Source organism: Candidatus Rokuibacteriota bacterium (assembly GCA_016188005.1).
Taxonomy (GTDB): Bacteria; Methylomirabilota; Methylomirabilia; order Rokubacteriales; family CSP1-6; genus UBA12499.
In genome coordinates this window covers 48506-65484 of sequence record JACPIQ010000063.1, presented here as the reverse complement: position 1 = coordinate 65484, position 16979 = coordinate 48506, and the positions used below count along the sequence as shown (strand labels likewise).

The window sequence follows — 16979 nt, the reverse complement described above, 5'->3', positions numbered from 1 at the left end:
GACAGTCATGCCGGCGAAGATCTACTATGACCAGGACGCCGATCTCGGGCTGCTGCGCGGCAAGAAGATCGCCATCATCGGGTATGGCAGCCAGGGCCATGCGCATGCCCTCAACCTCAAGGACTCCGGCCAGGACGTGGTGGTGGGGCTCTACAAGGGCTCCAGGAGCTGGGCCAAGGCCGAGGCCGACGGCTGCCTGGTGACCACCGTGAACGAGGCCGCCCAGGCGGCGCAGATCATCATGATCCTGCTGCCAGACCAGAGCCAGCGCCAGGTCTACGAGGAGTCTATCAAGGGGGCCCTCGGCAAGGGAAAGACACTCATGTTCGCGCACGGCTTCAAGCCCTCGGCAAGGGAAAGACACTCATGTTCGCGCACGGCTTCAACATCCACTTCAACCAGGTGGTGCCCTCGCCGGACGTGGACGTGTCCATGATCGCCCCCAAGGCCCCGGGGCACGTGATGCGGGACCTCTTCAGCCAGGGGCCGGGCGTGCCGGCGCTCGTGGCCGTGTACCAGGACGTGTCGGGCAAGGCGCGGGACCTGGCCCTCGCCTACGGCAAGGGGGTCGGCTGCACGCGCGCCGGCGTCATCGAGACCACGTTCAAGGAGGAGACCGAGACCGATCTCTTCGGCGAGCAGACAACCCTCTGCGGCGGCGTCTCCCACCTGATCAAGGACGCCTTCGACACCCTCGTGGAGGCCGGCTACCAGCCCGAGATCGCCTACTTCGAGTGCATGCACGAGATGAAGCTGATCGTGGACCTCTTCTATCAGGGCGGGCTGGCCTACATGCGCTACTCGGTCTCGGACACGGCGGAGTACGGTGACTACACGCGCGGCCCCCGGATCATCAACGAGCAGACCCGCGCCGAGATGAGGAAGATCCTCTCCGAGATCCAGTCCGGCCAGTTCGCCCGCGAGTGGGTGCTCGAGAACCAGGCGAACCGCGCGGGCTTCCTGGCCATGCGCAGGCGCGACGCCCAGCATCCCATCGAGGAGGTGGGCTCGCGGCTCCGGAAGATGATGTCCTGGATCAAGCCCCCGCGGATGTGACTGTTCGGCGAGCCGCAGCCGAAGGCGAGGCGAGCGGACATGGAAACTCCCCGAGCGGAGCGAGGCGGCGAGCCGCAGCCGAAGGCGAGGCGAGCGGATGTGGAAACTCCCGAGCGGAGCGAGGCGGCGAGCCGCAGCCGGCAGTGCGAGGCGCAGCCGAAGGCGAGCCGAGCGGATATGGAAGACCGGGCGAGCGTGAGCGAGCCCAGGCGAGGCGAGCGGACATGGAGATTCCCCGACCGGAGCGGGGCGGGGCGCCGCAGCCCCCGCCCCGGCGCCTGCCGGTAGCGCCCGAGGGGTGGCCCTTCATCCTCCCGCCGCTGGCAGTGTCGTGTATTCTGGCCGTGATGGGCTGGCACCGGGCCGCGGCCGTCGCGGCGGTGCCGGGGCTCCTGTCGCTGGGGTTCTTCCGGGATCCCGAGCGGACGCCGCCCGGGCTGCCGGGGGGGGTGCTGGCGCCGGCCGACGGTCGGGTGATGGGCATCGACGAGGTGAACGACCCGTTCGTCGGACTGGCCGTGCGGATGTCCATCTTCCTGTCGCCGCTGGACGTGCACGTCAACCGGGCGCCCGTGGGGGGCATCGTGCGGGAGGTCCAGTACACGCCGGGCCGGTTCCTGGCGGCGTACCGTCCCGAGGCCTCGGCGGACAACGAGCGCTGCACCGTGACGCTCGAGGCAGAGGGGGGCAGGGTCGCGGTGCGGCAGATCGCGGGGGTGCTCGCCCGGCGCATCGTGTGCCGGGTGCGGCCGGGCGACAGGCTCGAGGCCGGGGAGCGGTACGGCCTGATCCGGTTCGGATCGCGCACCGACCTCATCGTGCCGCGGGGCACGGAGGTCCGCGTCCGGGCGGGGGATCGCGCGCGCGGGGGCGAAACAGTCATGGGGGTCCTCCGGTGACTAGCCGGCTGGGGGAGTGCGGGGGCCATTTCTGGGCCCCCGCAGATGGTAGAGAGTCGAGGCCGTGGGCTCGCGGGCGGTGCAGGCATGGCGGGGGCCAGTGCTGGGCCCTGGCAGATGGTGGGGGACGGGACCAGGTGCGACGAGGATTGCCTTGAGACGACGACACCTGCCGGGCGAGGGCGGGCGCGGTGCCCGACGGCGCCGCTGGGCCGAGCTGCGCGAGCAGCGGCGGCGCGGCATCTTCCTGCTGCCGAGCCTGCTCACCACCGGGAATCTCTTCTGCGGCTTCCTGGCCCTGATCCTGACCAGCCACGGGCGAACGGTGGAGGCCGCCATCGCCATCTTCGTGGCGATGGTCCTCGACATCCTGGACGGCAAGGTGGCGCGGCTCACCAAGACCACGACCCCGTTCGGGGTGGAGTTCGACTCGCTGGCGGACGTGGTCTCCTTCTGTGTGGCCCCGGCCTTCATGCTGTACTCGCAGGTCCTCTCCCGGCTCGGGCGGGCGGCCTGGCTGGGCGCCTTCCTCTTCGTGATCTGCGGCGCGCTCAGGCTGGCCCGGTTCAACGTCTACACCGGCGTCGCGGACCGCCGCTACTTCGTGGGGCTGCCCACGCCCGCCGCCGCGGGTGTCGTCGGCGCCGTGTTCCTGCTGCTCGACGGGGGGGAGATCGCGCGGTGGCAGGCCATCGCCATCGCCGTGGGCACCTACCTCGTGGCGCTCCTCATGGTGTCCACCTTCCGGTTCTACTCCTTCAAGGAGATCGACCTCGGGCGCCGGCGGCCGGTCGGCCTCCTGCTGCTCGTCGTCCTGGGGGTCCTGATCGTCGCCACCCATCCGCAGTGGTTCCTGTTCGCGCTCTTCTCGGCCTACCTGCTGAGCGGACCCACGCGCCCCGTGTGGGCGCGCCGCCGGGAAGGGGCCATGACGGCCGAGAAGGCACCACGGGATGCGCACTAGAGGCACAGCGGAGGACGTCATCATGGATCGCATCATCATCTTCGACACCACGCTCAGGGACGGCGAGCAGGCCCCTGGCTTCTCCATGAACACGCAGGAAAAGCTGGAGATGGCGCGCCAGCTGGCCCGGCTCAACGTGGACGTCATCGAGGCCGGCTTCCCGATCTCGTCGGACGAGGACTTCGCCGCCGTGCGCGAGGTCGCCCGGCAGGTGGGATCGCTCCCCGGGGGGCCCGTCATCTGCGGGCTGAGCCGCGTGGGGCTCATGGACATCGATCGCGCGTGGGAAGCCGTCAGGTACGCGCAGCGGCCGCGCATCCACACCTTCGTGGCGACCTCGGACATCCACCTGAAGTACAAGCTCCGGAAGAGCCGCGCCGAGGTGCTCGCGGCCGCCGTGGAGGCCGTCAAGCACGCGCGCGGCTACTGCGAGGACGTGGAGTTCTCCCCCGAGGACGCCTCCCGCTCGGACTTCGACTACATGTGCGACGTCCTCGAGGCCGTGATCGACGCCGGCGCCCGGACCATCAACATCCCCGACACGGTGGGGTACGCCATTCCCCGGGAGTGGGGGGAGCGCATCGCGCGCATCCGGGAGCGGGTCAAGAACAGCGCCCGGGCTGTGCTCTCGGTGCACTGCCACAACGACCTGGGCCAGGCGGTGGCCAACTCGCTGGTGGCCATCCAGAACGGCGCCCGGCAGATCGAATGCACCATCAACGGGATCGGGGAGCGGGCGGGCAACGCCTCCCTCGAGGAGGTCGTGATGGCGCTCAGGACCCGGAAGGACTACTTCGGCGTGGAGACGCAGGTTCGCACCGAGGAAATCTTCCGCTCCTCGCGCCTCCTCTCCCACATCACCGGCGTCCACGTGCAGCCCAACAAGGCCATCGTGGGCGAGAACGCCTTCGCGCACGAGGCGGGGATCCACCAGGACGGGGTGCTGAAGGAGAAGCTCACGTACGAGATCATGCGCCCCCAGGACATCGGCCGCGACGCCAACAAGCTCGTCATGGGCAAGCACTCCGGGCGCCGCGCCCTGGCGGCGCGGCTCAAGGATCTGGGCTTCGAGATGGACGAGGCCGAGCTGGGCAAGGCGTTCAAGCGGTTCAAGGACCTGGCGGACAAGAAGAAGGACATCTTCGACGAGGACCTGATGACGATCGTGAAGGACGAGATCGCGCAGGTGCCCGAGACCTACGCCCTGGACTACCTCCACACGATCAGCGGCACGGGCGTGATCCCGTCGGCCACGGTGCGGCTCCGGAAGGATCAGGAGGTGTTCCAGGACTCGGGGGCCGGGGACGGTCCGGTGGACGCGGTGCTCAACGCCATCGACGCCATCACGGGGCTCAAGGGGCGGCTGCAGGACTACCAGCTCCGCGCCATCACGGGGGGCAAGGACGCCATCGGCGAGGTGTCGGTGAAGGTGGACTTCGACGGGACCGTGGTGACCGGCAAGGGCAGCTCGACGGACGTCATCGAGGCGAGCGCCCGGGCCTACGTGAACGCGCTGAACCGGCTGGTGCATCCGGCCGGCGGCCAGAAGCTCAAGGAGGTCGGTCCCTGACCATGCCCACCTACAAGATCGCGGTGCTGGCCGGCGACGGCATCGGCCAGGAGGTGACACCCGAGGCCGAGCGCGTCCTCGAGGTGGTGGGCAAGGCCACCGGGGCGTCCTTCGAGTTCGAGTCGGGCCTGGCCGGCGGAGCGGCCATCGACGCCACCGGCGGCCCGCTGCCGGAGTCCTCGCTCCGGCTCTGTGAGCAGAGCGACGCCATCCTGTTCGGGGCGGTGGGCGGCCCCCGGTGGGACGCCTTGCCCCAGGAGAGCCGGCCCGAGCGCGGGCTCCTGCGGATCCGCAAGGAGCTGGACCTCTTCGCGAACCTCCGGCCCGCGAAGTGCTTCCCCATGCTGGTGGACGCCTCCCCCCTCAAGCGGTCGGTGGTGGAGGGGACGGACCTCATGGTCGTCCGCGAGCTGACCGGCGGGCTCTACTTCGGGGAGCCGCGGGGGCGCGAGGCGTTCGCCGACGGCGGCCAGCGGGCAGTGAATACCATGGCCTACACCTCGCGCGAGATCGAGCGCGTGGTCCGCGCCGCCTTCGACGTGGCCATGAAGCGCAAGCGGCGGCTGGCCTCGGTGGACAAGGCCAACGTGCTGGTGGTCTCGCAGCTCTGGCGCGAGGTGGTCACACAGGTGGCCCGGGAGTACCCGCAGGTGGCGGTGGAGCATGTCCTGGTGGACAACTGCGCCATGGCGCTCGTCAACCGGCCGACGCACTTCGACACGATCGTCACGGAGAACACCTTCGGCGACATCCTCTCGGACGAGGCCGCCATCCTGGCGGGCTCCATGGGGATGCTGCCCTCGGCCAGCCTCGGCGGGCGGGTGGGCCTCTACGAGCCCGTCCACGGCACGGCGCCCGACATCGCGGGCAAGGGCCTGGCGAACCCCATCGCGGCGATCCTCTCGGCGGCCATGCTGCTGCGCTACTCGCTGGACCGCGGGCCGGACGCCGACCGCATCGAGACGGCGGTGCTCCGGGTGCTCGAGCAGGGGCACCGCACCGGCGACATCGCGGCCGGGGGGCAGAAGACGGTGGGGACGCGCGAGATGGGTGACCTCATCGCGCGCGAAGTGGAGCGGTCGTACTAGGGAAAGGACGAGGGCGTCATGAGCGGGTTGCGGGTGGCGGTGGTGGGGGTGACGGGGGCGGTGGGGCAGACCACGCTCCGGATCCTCGAGGAGCGGAAGTTCCCGGTGGCGGACCTCCGGGCCTTCGCCTCGGAGCGGTCCCTGGGCAAGACGGTGACCTTCCGGGGCGACTCGATCCGCGTGGAGAAGGTCGGACCCGAGGCCTTCAAGGGCGTGGAGATCGCCTTCTTCTCGGCGGGCTCGGCGCAGTCCCGGGAGTACGCGCCGCTCGCCGTCAAGGCCGGGGCCGTGGTGGTGGACAAGTCCAGCGCCTTCCGGATGGACCCCGCCGTGCCGCTGGTGGTCCCCGAGATCAACGCCCATGCCGTCAAGGGGCACCAGGGGATCGTCGCCGTCCCGAACTGCACGACCGTCGTCACCGTGATGCCGCTGAAGCCGCTCCACGACGTCGGCCGGCTCCGCCGCGTGATCGCCACGAGCTTCCAGGCCGTTTCCGGAGCCGGGGTCAATGGGGTCGAGGATCTTCGCAACCAGACGCTGGCCTGGGCGCGCGGCGAGGCGCTGACGCCGAAGCACTTCCTCCACCAGATCGCCTTCAACGTGATCCCGCACATCGACACGTTTGGCGAGGGCGCGTACACCGGCGAGGAGCTGAAGCTGGTCAAGGAGGCGCGAAAGATCCTCGAGCTGCCGGACCTCGCGGTGTCGCCGACGACGGTCCGGGTGCCCGTCTTCACCGCCCACTCCATCGCCGTCTACGCGGAGACGGAGGCGCGCGTGGGCGCGGAGCGCGCCCGCGAGGCCTTCGCGCGCTTCCCGGGGCTCCGGCTCTGGGACGACCCGGCGCAGAACCGCTATCCGATGCCGATCGGCGTGGAGGGGCAGGACGACTGCTTCGTGGGACGCGTCCGCGAGGACCTGTCACTGCCCAACGCCCTGAACTTCTGGGTCGTGGGCGACCAGCTGCGCAAGGGCGCCGCGCTCAACGGGATCCAGATCGCCGAGCTCCTGATCCGCTGAGCGGCGCGGGTCCCGGCGCCGGGCGAGGGGGCATGACACGCACGCTTCGCCTCACGCTGGCCTACGACGGCACGGATCTCTTTGGCTGGCAGATCCAGCCCGACCGCCCGACGGTCCAGGGGCTGCTGATGCACTCCTGTCAGCGCGTCCTCGGCGAGCGCGTGAAGATCGTGGGCGCCAGCCGCACCGACGCCGGCGTTCATGCCTTGCGCCAGGTGGCGAGCCTCGCCACCGCCTCGGCGATGGCGCCCGCCGTGCTGGGCCGGGCTCTCAACGCCCTGCTGCCCGCGGCCATCCGCGTGCTCGACTGCCGCGAGGCGCCGCCGGGCTTCGACGCCCGGCGCGGGGCGCGGGGCAAGCGCTACGGCTACCTGATCGACCGGGGCGGCGCGGCCGATCCCTTCCTCCGCCGCTATGCCTGGCACGCCCCCTACGCGCTCGAGGCCGACGCCATGGCGGGCGCGCTCCGGCTCGTCAGGGGCAAGCACGACTTCTCCGCCTTCTGCGCCGCCGCCGGCCGCGGGCGCACCCCCACGTGCACCGTGCTCTCGGCGCGGCTGGTCCTGCGGAAGGGCCGGCTCGGGATCGTCCTGTCGGCCGACCGATTCCTCCACCACATGGTGCGCAACCTCGTGGGCAGTCTCGTGGAGGTCGGCCGAGGGGCACGGGAGCCCGGCTGGATCGGCGCCCTGCTCGCGGCCCGCGACCGGAGGCTGGCGGGGCCGACCGCGCCGCCCCGGGGGCTCACCCTCGTGCGCGTGGTCTACCCGACGTGAGCCGCGCGGCGCGCCGGGGAGCGACTTGCCTTTGCCCCCCCGGCCCGGCAGGATAGAGCCATGCGAGCGTACCTTCGGGTGAGCCGGGACGGCGCCGAGGAGGTCAAGGGCGAGGTGGTGCGGGAGCAGCCCCTCACGGTCCACGTCAACGGCGCTCGCTTCATCACGCTCCTCTGTTCGCCCTTCCAGCTGGAGGCACTGGTCATCGGTTACCTGTGGATGGAGAAGGTCATCGGAGGCCTCGAGGACATCGCCCGGCTGGAGGTGTCCGAGGTGGACGGACGCGCGGACGTCACGCTGACGCACCCGGTGGAGCTGCCCACGGAACGCGTCCTGACCTCGGGCTGCGGCGGCGGCATCACGTTTCGCATCGACCCGCGCCTCTTCACGCGGCTTCAGTCCTCGCTGCGCATCCGTCCGGCGCAGCTCGCGGCGCGGATCAAGGAGCTCTTCGGCGAGGCTGTCCACTATCGCGCCTCGCGCGGCATCCACGGCGCGGCGCTCGCCGACGCCGAGGGGTTGCTGGTGGTGGCCGAGGACGTCGGGCGCCACAACGCGGTGGACAAGCTCAAGGGGGAGGCGCTCTTGAAGGGCCTTGCCACGACGGACCGGATCCTGCTCTCCACCGGCCGGGTCTCCTCGGAGATGCTGCTCAAGGCCGTGCGCATGGGCGTGCCGGTGGTGGCCTCCCGGACCTCACCGACGGAGATGGCGGTTGGGCTCGCCGAGCAGCTGGGCGTCACCGTCATCGGCTATCTGAGGCCCGACACGCTCAACCTCTACACGGGTGAGGCCCTGGACCTGACGCCGATCCCCTGAGCCCCCGCCCGGGGAGCCCGGGAGTATCCGGTTTGCCGGGCCGAGCCGACCTGCTAGACTTTCTTCGTGATTTCTCGGCCGGTTCCGCCGGAGGCCCGCGGGTCGAAGAGGGGTGACGCATGAACGCCGTGCTGTACGACGTGGCGCTCACGGCGTACATCATCGCCACGGCGTCGGCGCTGGGCTACCTCCTCGGCCGCCGGGAAGGGCTGTCGCGCTTCACCATCCTCATGACGCAGACCGGCTGGGTCTTCCATACCCTCGCCCTCGTCGTGCGCGGGGTGGAGCTGCGGCACCTGCCGCTCATGACGCTGGCCGAGACGGTGTCCGTCGTGATCTGGGTGGCCGTGTTCCTCGAGCTCTGGGTCGAGCGCGCCTATCGCGTGAAGGTGCTCGGGGCCTTCGTTCTGCCCGTGGTGCTGGTCCTCGGGCTGGCGCTGCCGACGGGGCTGCGCGTGCTGGCGCTGACGCCGGCTGCCTCGAGCGTCTGGGTCAAGGTGCACGTGGCGCTGGCACTGGTGGGCCTGGCCGCGCTGGTGCTCAACTTCGCCGCGGCGGTGATGTACCTGCTGCAGGAGCGGCAGCTCAAGGGCAGGCGCCCCGGGACCGTCTACTACCGGTTGCCCTCGCTCGAGACGCTCGACCGCCTGAGCTACCGGACGCTCACGCTGGGCTTCCCGTTCCTGACCACGGGCCTGCTCCTGGGCGTGTTCTTCGCCGGCAAGGCCTGGGGCAGCCCCTTCGCCTTCGACCCGCTGGCCCTGTTCTCGAGCGTCATGTGGGCGGTCTACGCGGCGACCCTGTCGGGGCGGGCCGCGGGCCGCTGGCGCGGCCGGCGCGCCGCCTACTTCGCCGTCGCGGGCTTCTGCGTTCTGCTCCTGACCCTCGGCGCCGGTGTGATGCTCCAGGGAAAGCACGGCTCCTGATGGCGACCCTCTTCGTGGCCGGGATGAACCATCGGAGCGCCGGGGTCGAGCTTCGCGAGCAGCTCGCCCTGGAGGAGGACAAGCTGCGCGGCATCCTCGCCGACCTCAACGATCGGGGCCTGTGCACCGAGATGATGATCCTGTCCACCTGCAACCGGGTCGAGGTCTACGGGCTGGCCGAGGCACCGGGCGCGGCCCGGGCGGCGGCCTTCCGGGCGCTGGGCGCCGCGCGCGGCGTGAGCCTGGCCCAGGTGGAGCCGCTCCTGTACCACAAGACCGAGGACGAGGCCGTGCTGCACGCGTTCCGGGTGGCGGCCAGCCTCGACTCCATGATCCTCGGGGAGCCTCAGATCCTCGGCCAGGTGAAGGATGCCTTCGCCCTGGCCCAGTCCTGCCGCACCGTGGGGCCGACGCTGCACGCGCTGATGACGCAGGCCTTCAGCGTGGCCAAGCGCATTCGCACCGAGACCGAGGTCGGACGCCACGCGGTGTCGGCCTCCTATGCCGCGGTCGAGCTGGCGCGGAAGATCTTTGGCTCGCTGGAGGGCAAGGCCGTGCTCCTGGTCGGGGCCGGGGAGATGGGCGAGCTGGCCGCCCGCCACCTCATGGAGCAGGGGGCCATGCCCGTCTACGTCGCCAACCGCACGTGGAGCCGCGCGCAGGACCTCGCGCAGGCCCTGTCCGGGACGGCGGTGCCCTACGAGCAGTTCCCCGCCACCATGGCCGTGGTCGACGTGGTGATCACCTCCACGGCGGCCCCCGAGCCGATCGTGCGCGCCCCGGAGGTGGATCGGGCGCTGCACTCCCGGCGCCACCGGCCGCTGTTCTTCATCGATCTTGCCGTGCCGCGCAACGTGGAGCCCGCGGTCAACGACCTCGAGGACGCCTTCTGCTACGACGTGGACGACCTCCGGCTCGTGGTGGAGGCCAACCTGCGGGAGCGCCAGAAGGAGGCGCAGCGGGCCGAGGCCCTGGTGGAGCGCGAGGTGGCCAAGTTCGCCGCGCGGCTGCGTGACCTCGAGGTCGTGCCGACCATCGTGTCGCTCCGGGAGAAGCTCGAGACGATCCGCCGCGGCGAGCTCGACAAGGCGCTGTCGCGGCTGCCCGCCGCCACCGAGGAGACGCGGCAGGTGATGGAGGCGCTCTCGCAAGCCATCGTCAACAAGGTCCTCCACGCCCCCATCGTGAAGCTCAAGGACTCCACGCGGGACGGACATCACGCGCGCTTCGCCGAGCTGATCTCCGAGCTGTTCGGGCTGCGGCGCCCCCGGGAGGAGCGCGAGCCGTGAGGATCCGGCTCGGGACCCGGGCGAGCCGGCTCGCCCTCGTGCAGTCGGAGGGCGTGGCGGCCTCGCTCCGCGCCCTCGGCGCGGAGGTGGAGCTGGTGACGATCAGGACGTCGGGGGATCGGCTGGCGCAGGTGGCGCTGGCCGACTTCGGCGGCAAGGCGCTCTTCGTGAAGGAGATCGAGGAGGCGCTGCTGCTTGGCCGCGTGGACATGGGGGTGCACAGCCTCAAGGACATGCCCGCCCTCTTGCCGTCGGGGCTCTGCCTGGCGGCCTACCCCCCTCGCGAGGATCCGCGGGACGTGCTGCTGACCCGCGACGGCGCGGCGCTGGACGAGCTGCGCCGGGGCGCGGTGGTGGGCACCTCGAGCCTCCGCCGGCGCGTCATGCTCCTGGCCCGCCGGCCGGATCTCCGGATCGAGGCCGTGCGCGGCAACGTGGACACGCGGCTTCGCAAGCTGGCCGCCGGCGACTACGATGCCCTCGTCATGGCGCGGGCCGGGCTCTCCCGCCTCGGACTCGATCCCGCGCGGTCGTGGCCGCTGCCCGCCGGCGAGTTCCTCCCCGCCGTGGGGCAGGGGATCCTGGGAATCGAGGCGCGCGAGTCCGACGGGGCGCTGCTTGAACTTCTCGCCGCGCTCGATCACACTGACACGCGGGCGCAGGCCGAGGCGGAGCGGGCCCTGCTCGGGCGGCTGGGTGCCGGCTGTCACAGCGCGGTGGCGGGCCTGGCGCGACTCGAAGGCGAGGCGCTCACGGTCGAGGGATGGGTGGCGAGCGTCGATGGGCGCACGGTGCTGTCGGCCTCGGTGACTGGGCCCGCCGCCTCCGCCCGGCTGCTGGGGGAGAAGCTGGCCGACGAGCTCCTCGCCCGGGGCGCGCGGGCGGTGCTGGAGGAGGCGCGGTGACGGCGAGGACGGACGTCGGGGCGGCCAGGCCGCTCAGCGGGAGGGTGATCGTCGTCACGCGTGCACGCTCGCAGGCCGGACGCTTCGGGGCGCTCCTGGAGGAGGCCGGCGCCCGGGTGCTGGCCGTGCCGACGATCGCCATCGAGCCGCCCGCCTCGTGGGCGCCCCTCGATGCGGCGCTGGCCGCGGCGGGCTCGTACCACTGGCTCATCTTCACGAGCGCCAACGGTGTCGCGATGGTGCGGCGCCGCCTGGGCGAGGCGGGGCGCGGCGCCGAGGCGCTCGGCGGCCCCCGGGTGGTGGCCATCGGTCCGGCCACGGCGGAGGCGCTCCGGCGCTGGGGGCTCGGGCCCGAGCTGGTCCCGGACGAGTACGTGGCCGAGGGGCTGGTGGCGCGCCTGCGGGACCTGGTCCGCCCCGGGGAGCGCGTCCTCCTGCCGCGGGCCGCGGAGACGCGCGACCTGCTCGTGCGCGAGCTCGCCGCCATGGGCGCCTCGGTGGACGAGGTGGCGGCCTACCGGACGCGGCCCGCCATGGAGGGGGCCGCCGAGCTCATGGCTGCTCTCGAGGCCGGAGGCGTGGACGTCGTCACCTTCACGAGCTCCTCGACCGTGCGGCACTTCGCCGCGCTGTTCGCCGCGGGTCAGCTCGTCCGGCTCATGGCGAGCGTGCTCGTGGCGTGCATCGGTCCGGTGACGGCGGCGACCGCCGCCGAGCACGGTCTCCGCGTCGCCATCGCGCCCGAGGAGTACACGATCCCGGCCCTGGCCCGCGCCATCGCCGCCCACTACTCAGCGGCTCACGCCCCGGCGCCCCTGCCGGGGAGACCCGGCGCACCGGGAGGCCCCGACCCTCTCGCCTCCGGCCAGCATGCCGACCGGCATGCTGGGGATGAAAGGAATTGATCCATGCCGTATCCCATCTACCGTCCCCGACGCCTCCGCGAGTCTGCTCTCATGCGCAAGATGGTGCGCGAGACGACGCTCCGCGCCGATGACCTCATCCTGCCGCTCTTCGTCATCCACGGCCGCGGCAGCCGCGAACCGATCTCGTCCATGCCCGGCCAGGCGCGCCTGACCATCGACGAGCTCCTCAAGGAATGCAAGGACGCCGCCTCCATGGGCATCCCGGCGGTGCTCCTGTTCGGGCTGCCGCAGGAGAAGGATCCGCGGGGCAGCGAGGCCTACGCCGAGGACGGCATCATCCAGCAGGCGGTCCGCGCCGTGAAGGAGACGATCCCCGACCTGCTGGTCATCACGGATGTGTGCCTGTGCGAGTACACGAGCCACGGACACTGCGGGATCGTGGAGGACGGGCGGGTGAAGAACGACCCGACCCTGGACCTGATCGCGCGCACCGCCCTCTCGCACGCCGAGGCCGGCGCCGACATGGTCGCGCCCTCCGACATGATGGACGGGCGCGTCGGCGCCATCCGCGAGACCCTCGACGAGGCGGGCTATCAGGAGACGCCCATCATGGCGTACTCGGCCAAGTACGCCTCGGCCTTCTACGGGCCCTTCCGGGAGGCGGCCGACTCCGCGCCGCAGTTCGGCGACCGGCGCGCCTACCAGATGGATCCGGCCAATGCCATGGAGGCCATGCGGGAGGTGGCGCTGGACGTGGACGAGGGGGCCGACATCGTCATGGTCAAGCCCGCGCTGCCGTACCTGGACATCATCTCGCGGGTGAAGAGCGACTTCGGCCTGCCCGTGGCCGCCTATTCCGTCTCCGGCGAGTACGCCATGATCCGCGCCGCGGGGCAACTCGGCTGGCTCGACGAGGAGCGCGCCATCATCGAGGCCCTCACGGGCATCCGGCGGGACGGGGCCGACCTCATCATCACCTACTGCGCCACGGACGCCGCGCGGCTCATCGAGCAGGGGCGCCAGTAGCGGGCCCGGTCGGTGAGGATCTCGGCCAAGGGGGAATACGCCGTCAAGGCGATGCTCGACCTGGCCCTGTCGGACACTGACGAGCTCCGCCCCATCCAGGACATCGCGGCCCGCCGGGACATCCCGCAGCGCTACCTCGAACAGGTGCTGCTCCAGCTCAAGCGCGCGGGGTTCCTCGTCTCGCGTCGCGGCTCTTCGGGGGGCTACCGGCTGAGCCGGCCGGCCGATCAGATCACGGTGGGCAGCGTGCTGCGGGCGGTGGAGGGGGCCTTCGCGGGGCTCGAGCCCCCGCGGCGGACGAGGCGCGCATCCCCGCGGGACGTGGCCGGCGACCTGTCCGAGCTGTGGCAGGAGGTGAGCGCCGCCGTGTCGGCGGTCGTCGACAGGATCACGCTGGCGGACCTCAAGCGCGGGGCCGAGGAGCGCGAGCGCGCGGCCCGGCCCATGTACCACATCTGACCGGCGGCGGCCGGGGCGCGTGGGAGCCATGGGGCAGAGGCGGCCGGGGGGCGGAGGTCGGGCGCGAATCGCGGGGTCGGTGCTCGAGGTGGTGGGGGGCACGCCGCTGGTGCGGCTCAACCGTCTCGCGGCGCCCGACGGAGCCACGGTGCTGGCGAAGATGGAGTCGTTGAACCCGGGCGGCAGCGTCAAGGACCGGATCGCTCTGGCCATGGTGGAGGACGCCGAGCGGCGCGGCCTCCTCCGGCCGGGCGCCACCGTGGTGGAGCCCACCAGCGGGAACACGGGCATCGGCCTGGCCATGGTGTGCGCCGTGCGCGGCTACCGGCTCATCCTCACCATGCCGGAGGACATGAGCGTGGAGCGGCGGCGGCTCCTGGCCCGGTACGGGGCGGAGATCCGGCTCACGCCCGCGCTCGAGGGGATGACGGGCGCCGTCTTCGCCGCCCAGGAGCTGCTGCGCGAGCACCCGGAGTACTTCATGCCGCTGCAGTTCGACAATCCGGTCAACCCCGACATCCACCGACGCACGACGGCGCTGGAGATCCTCGAGGCCACCGAGGAGCGGGTCCACGTCTTCGTGGCCGGCATCGGGACCGGTGGCACGGTGACGGGCGTGGGCGAGGTGCTCAAGGAGAAGGTCCCGGGGGTGCGCGTCGTCGGCGTGGAGCCCGCGCGCTCGCCGGTGCTCTCCGGTGGCAAGGCGCGCCCCCACGGCATCCAGGGCATCGGCGCCTCCTTCGTGCCCGCCGTGCTGAACCGGGCGGTCCTCGACGAGATCGTGCAGGTGAGTGACGAGGACGCCACCGCCACCTGCGGCCGCCTGGCCCGGGAGGAGGGGCTCCTCGTGGGCATCTCGTCCGGGGCCAATGTCTGGACTGCCTGCCGGATCGCCGCCCGCCTGCCCGCGGGCCGCGTGGTGGTCACGGTGCTATGCGATACTGGGGAGCGCTATCTCAGCGTGCCGTTCTGAGAAGGGAGAGCCCCCATGACGGTCAACGTCTACATCCCGACGCCCTTTCGCAGGGCGACCCAGAACAGGGACCGGGTGTCGCTGGACGCCCCCGACGTCCGAGGGTTGCTGGACGGGCTGGAGGCGGAGTTCGAGGGCCTGCGAGGGCTCGTGCGCAACGAGCAAGGTGAGGTGCACCACCACGTGAACATCTACGTGAACAGCGAGGCCATTGAAGCCCTCGCGGGCCTCGAGACCTCGCTCAAGGACGGGGACGAGGTCTCGATCATTCCGGCCCTGGCCGGGGGCGGGCCCGATAGCGTCGAGGGACTGAGCTGAGCCGCGTCATCCTCACGGGCGAGGAGATCGCCCGGGTCCAGGAGCAGGCCATCGCCGAGTACCCGGCCGAGTGCTGTGGCGTCGTCCTCGTCCGGCTGTCGCTGCCGGAGGAGCGCCTGCTCCTGCCGTGCCGCAACATCCAGAACGAGCTGAACACGAAGGACCCGGCCCGGTATCCTCGCGACGCGAGGACCGCCTACTACATCGATCCGCGAGATCTTCTCACCATCGGACGCCGAGAGGCCGAGGGCTACCGCGTGGCGACCATCTACCACTCGCACATCGACACGGGCGCGTACTTCTCCGACACGGACAAGCGAAATGCGCTGATCAACGGCGAGCCGACCTACCCCGAGGCCGTTTACGTGGTGCTGTCCATCATCGAGCGGAGGCTGGCGGGCGCCAGCGCCTTCACCTGGGAGCCCGCGCGGCGCGACTTCGTCCCGACCGCCCTGACCCTCCCGGTCACCGCCCGATGAGCGCCAAAGGCGCGAAGAGGCCGAACCGCAACCCGAAGTCATCCACATTCAAGCGTCCTGAAGAGACCGCCGCAGGCGCGAAGAGGCCGAACCGCAGCGCGAAGTCATCCACATTCAGGCATCCGCAACAGAGCGCCGCAGGCGCGAAGAGGCCGAACCGCAGCGCGAAGTCATCCACATTCAAGCGTCCTGAAGAGACCGCCAAAGGCGCGAAGAGGCCCAACCGCAACGCGAAGTCATCCACGTTCAAGCATCCCGAACAAACCGCCGCAGCGTCTTCGACGCTCTTCGAGAGCGCCCAGCGGGTTATTCCCGGCGGGGTGAACAGCCCCGTGCGTGCCTTCCGGGGCGTCGGTGGCTCCCCCTTCTTCGTGGCGCGCGCCGCGGGGGCGCGGCTCGTGGACGTGGACGGCCGCAGCTACATCGACTTCCTGGGCTCCTGGGGCCCGCTGATCCTGGGTCACGCCGCGCCGGCAGTGGTCAAGGCGGTGATGGCTGCCGCGCGGCACGGCACGAGCTACGGCGCCCCCACGGGGGCCGAGGTGGAGATGGCCGAGCGCATCGGCCGGGCCGTGCCCTCGATGGAGATGGTCCGCCTGGTCTCCTCGGGGACCGAGGCGGCCATGAGCGCCATTCGCCTCGCGCGCGGCGCCACCGGACGCGACGTGATCATCAAGTTCGACGGCTGCTATCACGGCCACGCCGACAGCCTCCTGGTCAAGGCCGGCTCCGGCGGCGCCACGTTTGGCGTGCCGGATTCCCTCGGCGTTCCCCAGGCGCTTGCGGCCCTCACGATGGCGCTGCCCTTCAACGATCTCCCGGCGGTCGAGCGCGTGATGGCCGAGCGGGGGCGGGAGGTGGCGGCGGTGGTGGTGGAGCCGGTGGCCGGCAACATGGGCGTGGTCCCGCCCGCGCCCGGCTACCTGCAGGGGCTGCGGCGGCTGTGCACGCAGCACGGGGCGCTGCTTCTCTTCGACGAGGTGATCACGGGCTTCCGCGTGGCCCACGGAGGCGCCCAGGCGCTCTACGGCGTGCGGCCCGACCTCACCTGCCTCGGCAAGATCATCGGCGGGGGCTTGCCCGTGGGCGCCTACGGTGGCTCCCGCGAGCTGATGGCCCGGATCGCGCCCCTGGGTGGCGTCTACCAGGCAGGCACGCTTTCGGGCAACCCCCTGGCCGTGGCGGCCGGGCTGGCCACGCTCCGCGCCCTCGAGGAGCCCGGGGTGTACGAGCGCCTCGAGCGCCTCGGGGCGCGGCTCGAGCGGGGACTCCGTGAGGGGGCAGCCGCCGCGCGGGTGCCGGTCACGATCAACCGGGTCGGCTCCATGCTCACGTGTTTCTTCACCGAGGGCCCCGTGACGGACTACGCCTCAGCCCGGCGCGCGGACACCGCGCGCTACGCGCGCTACTTCCACGGGATGCTCTCGCGCGGCGTCTTTCTCGCCCCTTCCCAGTTCGAGGCAGCCTTCGTCTCGCTGGTGCACACCGACGCCGACCTCGCCCAGGTCGGCCGCGCCTGTCGCGAGGCCATGGCCTCTTGACACCA

The 16979-nt window shown here is 71.5% G+C and carries 17 protein-coding genes and 1 pseudogene; all 18 read left to right on the top strand.

The window, feature by feature from the left end; genetic code table 11:
- The first annotated feature begins 7 nt into the window (after positions 1-7).
- The 18 genes and pseudogenes from ilvC (at position 8) to hemL (ending at position 16974) form a co-directional block, all read left to right on the top strand.
- A pseudogene (ilvC, locus tag HYV93_12160) lies at positions 8-1056 on the top strand (ketol-acid reductoisomerase).
- Between the two features lie 224 nt (positions 1057-1280).
- Complete coding sequence (locus HYV93_12155) at positions 1281-1955, top strand: phosphatidylserine decarboxylase family protein (protein MBI2526723.1); 675 nt, start codon at positions 1281-1283, stop codon at positions 1953-1955.
- 169 nt (positions 1956-2124) lie between these two features.
- Positions 2125-2919: a CDP-diacylglycerol--serine O-phosphatidyltransferase gene (gene pssA / locus HYV93_12150; GenBank protein ID MBI2526722.1), complete on the top strand. Its 795-nt coding sequence runs from the start codon at positions 2125-2127 to the stop codon at positions 2917-2919.
- 22 nt (positions 2920-2941) lie between these two features.
- On the top strand, positions 2942-4489 hold the full coding sequence (locus HYV93_12145) for a 2-isopropylmalate synthase (protein MBI2526721.1): 1548 nt from the start codon (positions 2942-2944) through the stop codon (positions 4487-4489).
- 2 nt (positions 4490-4491) lie between these two features.
- Positions 4492-5577, top strand: coding sequence for a 3-isopropylmalate dehydrogenase (leuB, locus tag HYV93_12140; GenBank protein ID MBI2526720.1), 1086 nt, complete (start codon positions 4492-4494; stop codon positions 5575-5577).
- Between the two features lie 18 nt (positions 5578-5595).
- Entirely contained in the window at positions 5596-6597 is a 1002-nt protein-coding gene (locus HYV93_12135) for an aspartate-semialdehyde dehydrogenase (GenBank protein MBI2526719.1), read from the top strand.
- Between the two features lie 32 nt (positions 6598-6629).
- Positions 6630-7373 carry a tRNA pseudouridine(38-40) synthase TruA gene (gene truA / locus HYV93_12130; GenBank protein ID MBI2526718.1) on the top strand — a complete coding sequence of 248 codons (744 nt, stop codon included), beginning with the start codon at positions 6630-6632 and terminating at the stop codon, positions 7371-7373.
- Between the two features lie 60 nt (positions 7374-7433).
- Positions 7434-8192 (top strand): formate dehydrogenase accessory sulfurtransferase FdhD, encoded by a 759-nt coding sequence (gene fdhD / locus HYV93_12125; protein MBI2526717.1) that lies wholly within the window; start codon positions 7434-7436, stop codon positions 8190-8192.
- Positions 8193-8311: 119 nt separating this feature from the next.
- Positions 8312-9118: a cytochrome c biogenesis protein CcsA gene (ccsA, locus tag HYV93_12120; GenBank protein ID MBI2526716.1), complete on the top strand. Its 807-nt coding sequence runs from the start codon at positions 8312-8314 to the stop codon at positions 9116-9118.
- Positions 9118-10407: a glutamyl-tRNA reductase gene (locus HYV93_12115; protein MBI2526715.1), complete on the top strand. Its 1290-nt coding sequence runs from the start codon at positions 9118-9120 to the stop codon at positions 10405-10407. Before ccsA ends, HYV93_12115 begins: the two co-directional genes overlap by 1 nt.
- Positions 10404-11312, top strand: coding sequence for a hydroxymethylbilane synthase (gene hemC, locus HYV93_12110; protein ID MBI2526714.1), 909 nt, complete (start codon positions 10404-10406; stop codon positions 11310-11312). The genes HYV93_12115 and hemC overlap by 4 nt, the downstream gene beginning before the upstream one ends.
- Entirely contained in the window at positions 11309-12217 is a 909-nt protein-coding gene (locus tag HYV93_12105) for a uroporphyrinogen-III synthase (protein MBI2526713.1), read from the top strand. The genes hemC and HYV93_12105 overlap by 4 nt, the downstream gene beginning before the upstream one ends.
- Positions 12218-12220: 3 nt before the next feature.
- Positions 12221-13204, top strand: a complete 984-nt coding sequence (gene hemB / locus HYV93_12100) for a porphobilinogen synthase (GenBank protein ID MBI2526712.1) — start codon at positions 12221-12223, stop codon at positions 13202-13204.
- A 12-nt stretch (positions 13205-13216) separates the two neighbouring features.
- Positions 13217-13663, top strand: coding sequence for an Rrf2 family transcriptional regulator (locus HYV93_12095; GenBank protein ID MBI2526711.1), 447 nt, complete (start codon positions 13217-13219; stop codon positions 13661-13663).
- Between the two features lie 28 nt (positions 13664-13691).
- Positions 13692-14636: a cysteine synthase A gene (gene cysK / locus HYV93_12090; protein ID MBI2526710.1), complete on the top strand. Its 945-nt coding sequence runs from the start codon at positions 13692-13694 to the stop codon at positions 14634-14636.
- Positions 14637-14651: 15 nt separating this feature from the next.
- On the top strand, positions 14652-14954 hold the full coding sequence (locus HYV93_12085; GenBank protein MBI2526709.1) for a MoaD/ThiS family protein: 303 nt from the start codon (positions 14652-14654) through the stop codon (positions 14952-14954).
- Positions 14951-15433: a Mov34/MPN/PAD-1 family protein gene (locus HYV93_12080; protein ID MBI2526708.1), complete on the top strand. Its 483-nt coding sequence runs from the start codon at positions 14951-14953 to the stop codon at positions 15431-15433. The genes HYV93_12085 and HYV93_12080 overlap by 4 nt, the downstream gene beginning before the upstream one ends.
- A complete protein-coding gene (gene hemL, locus HYV93_12075; GenBank protein MBI2526707.1) occupies positions 15430-16974 on the top strand; it encodes a glutamate-1-semialdehyde 2,1-aminomutase in 1545 nt (514 codons plus the stop codon). Before HYV93_12080 ends, hemL begins: the two co-directional genes overlap by 4 nt.
- Positions 16975-16979 lie beyond the last annotated feature (5 nt).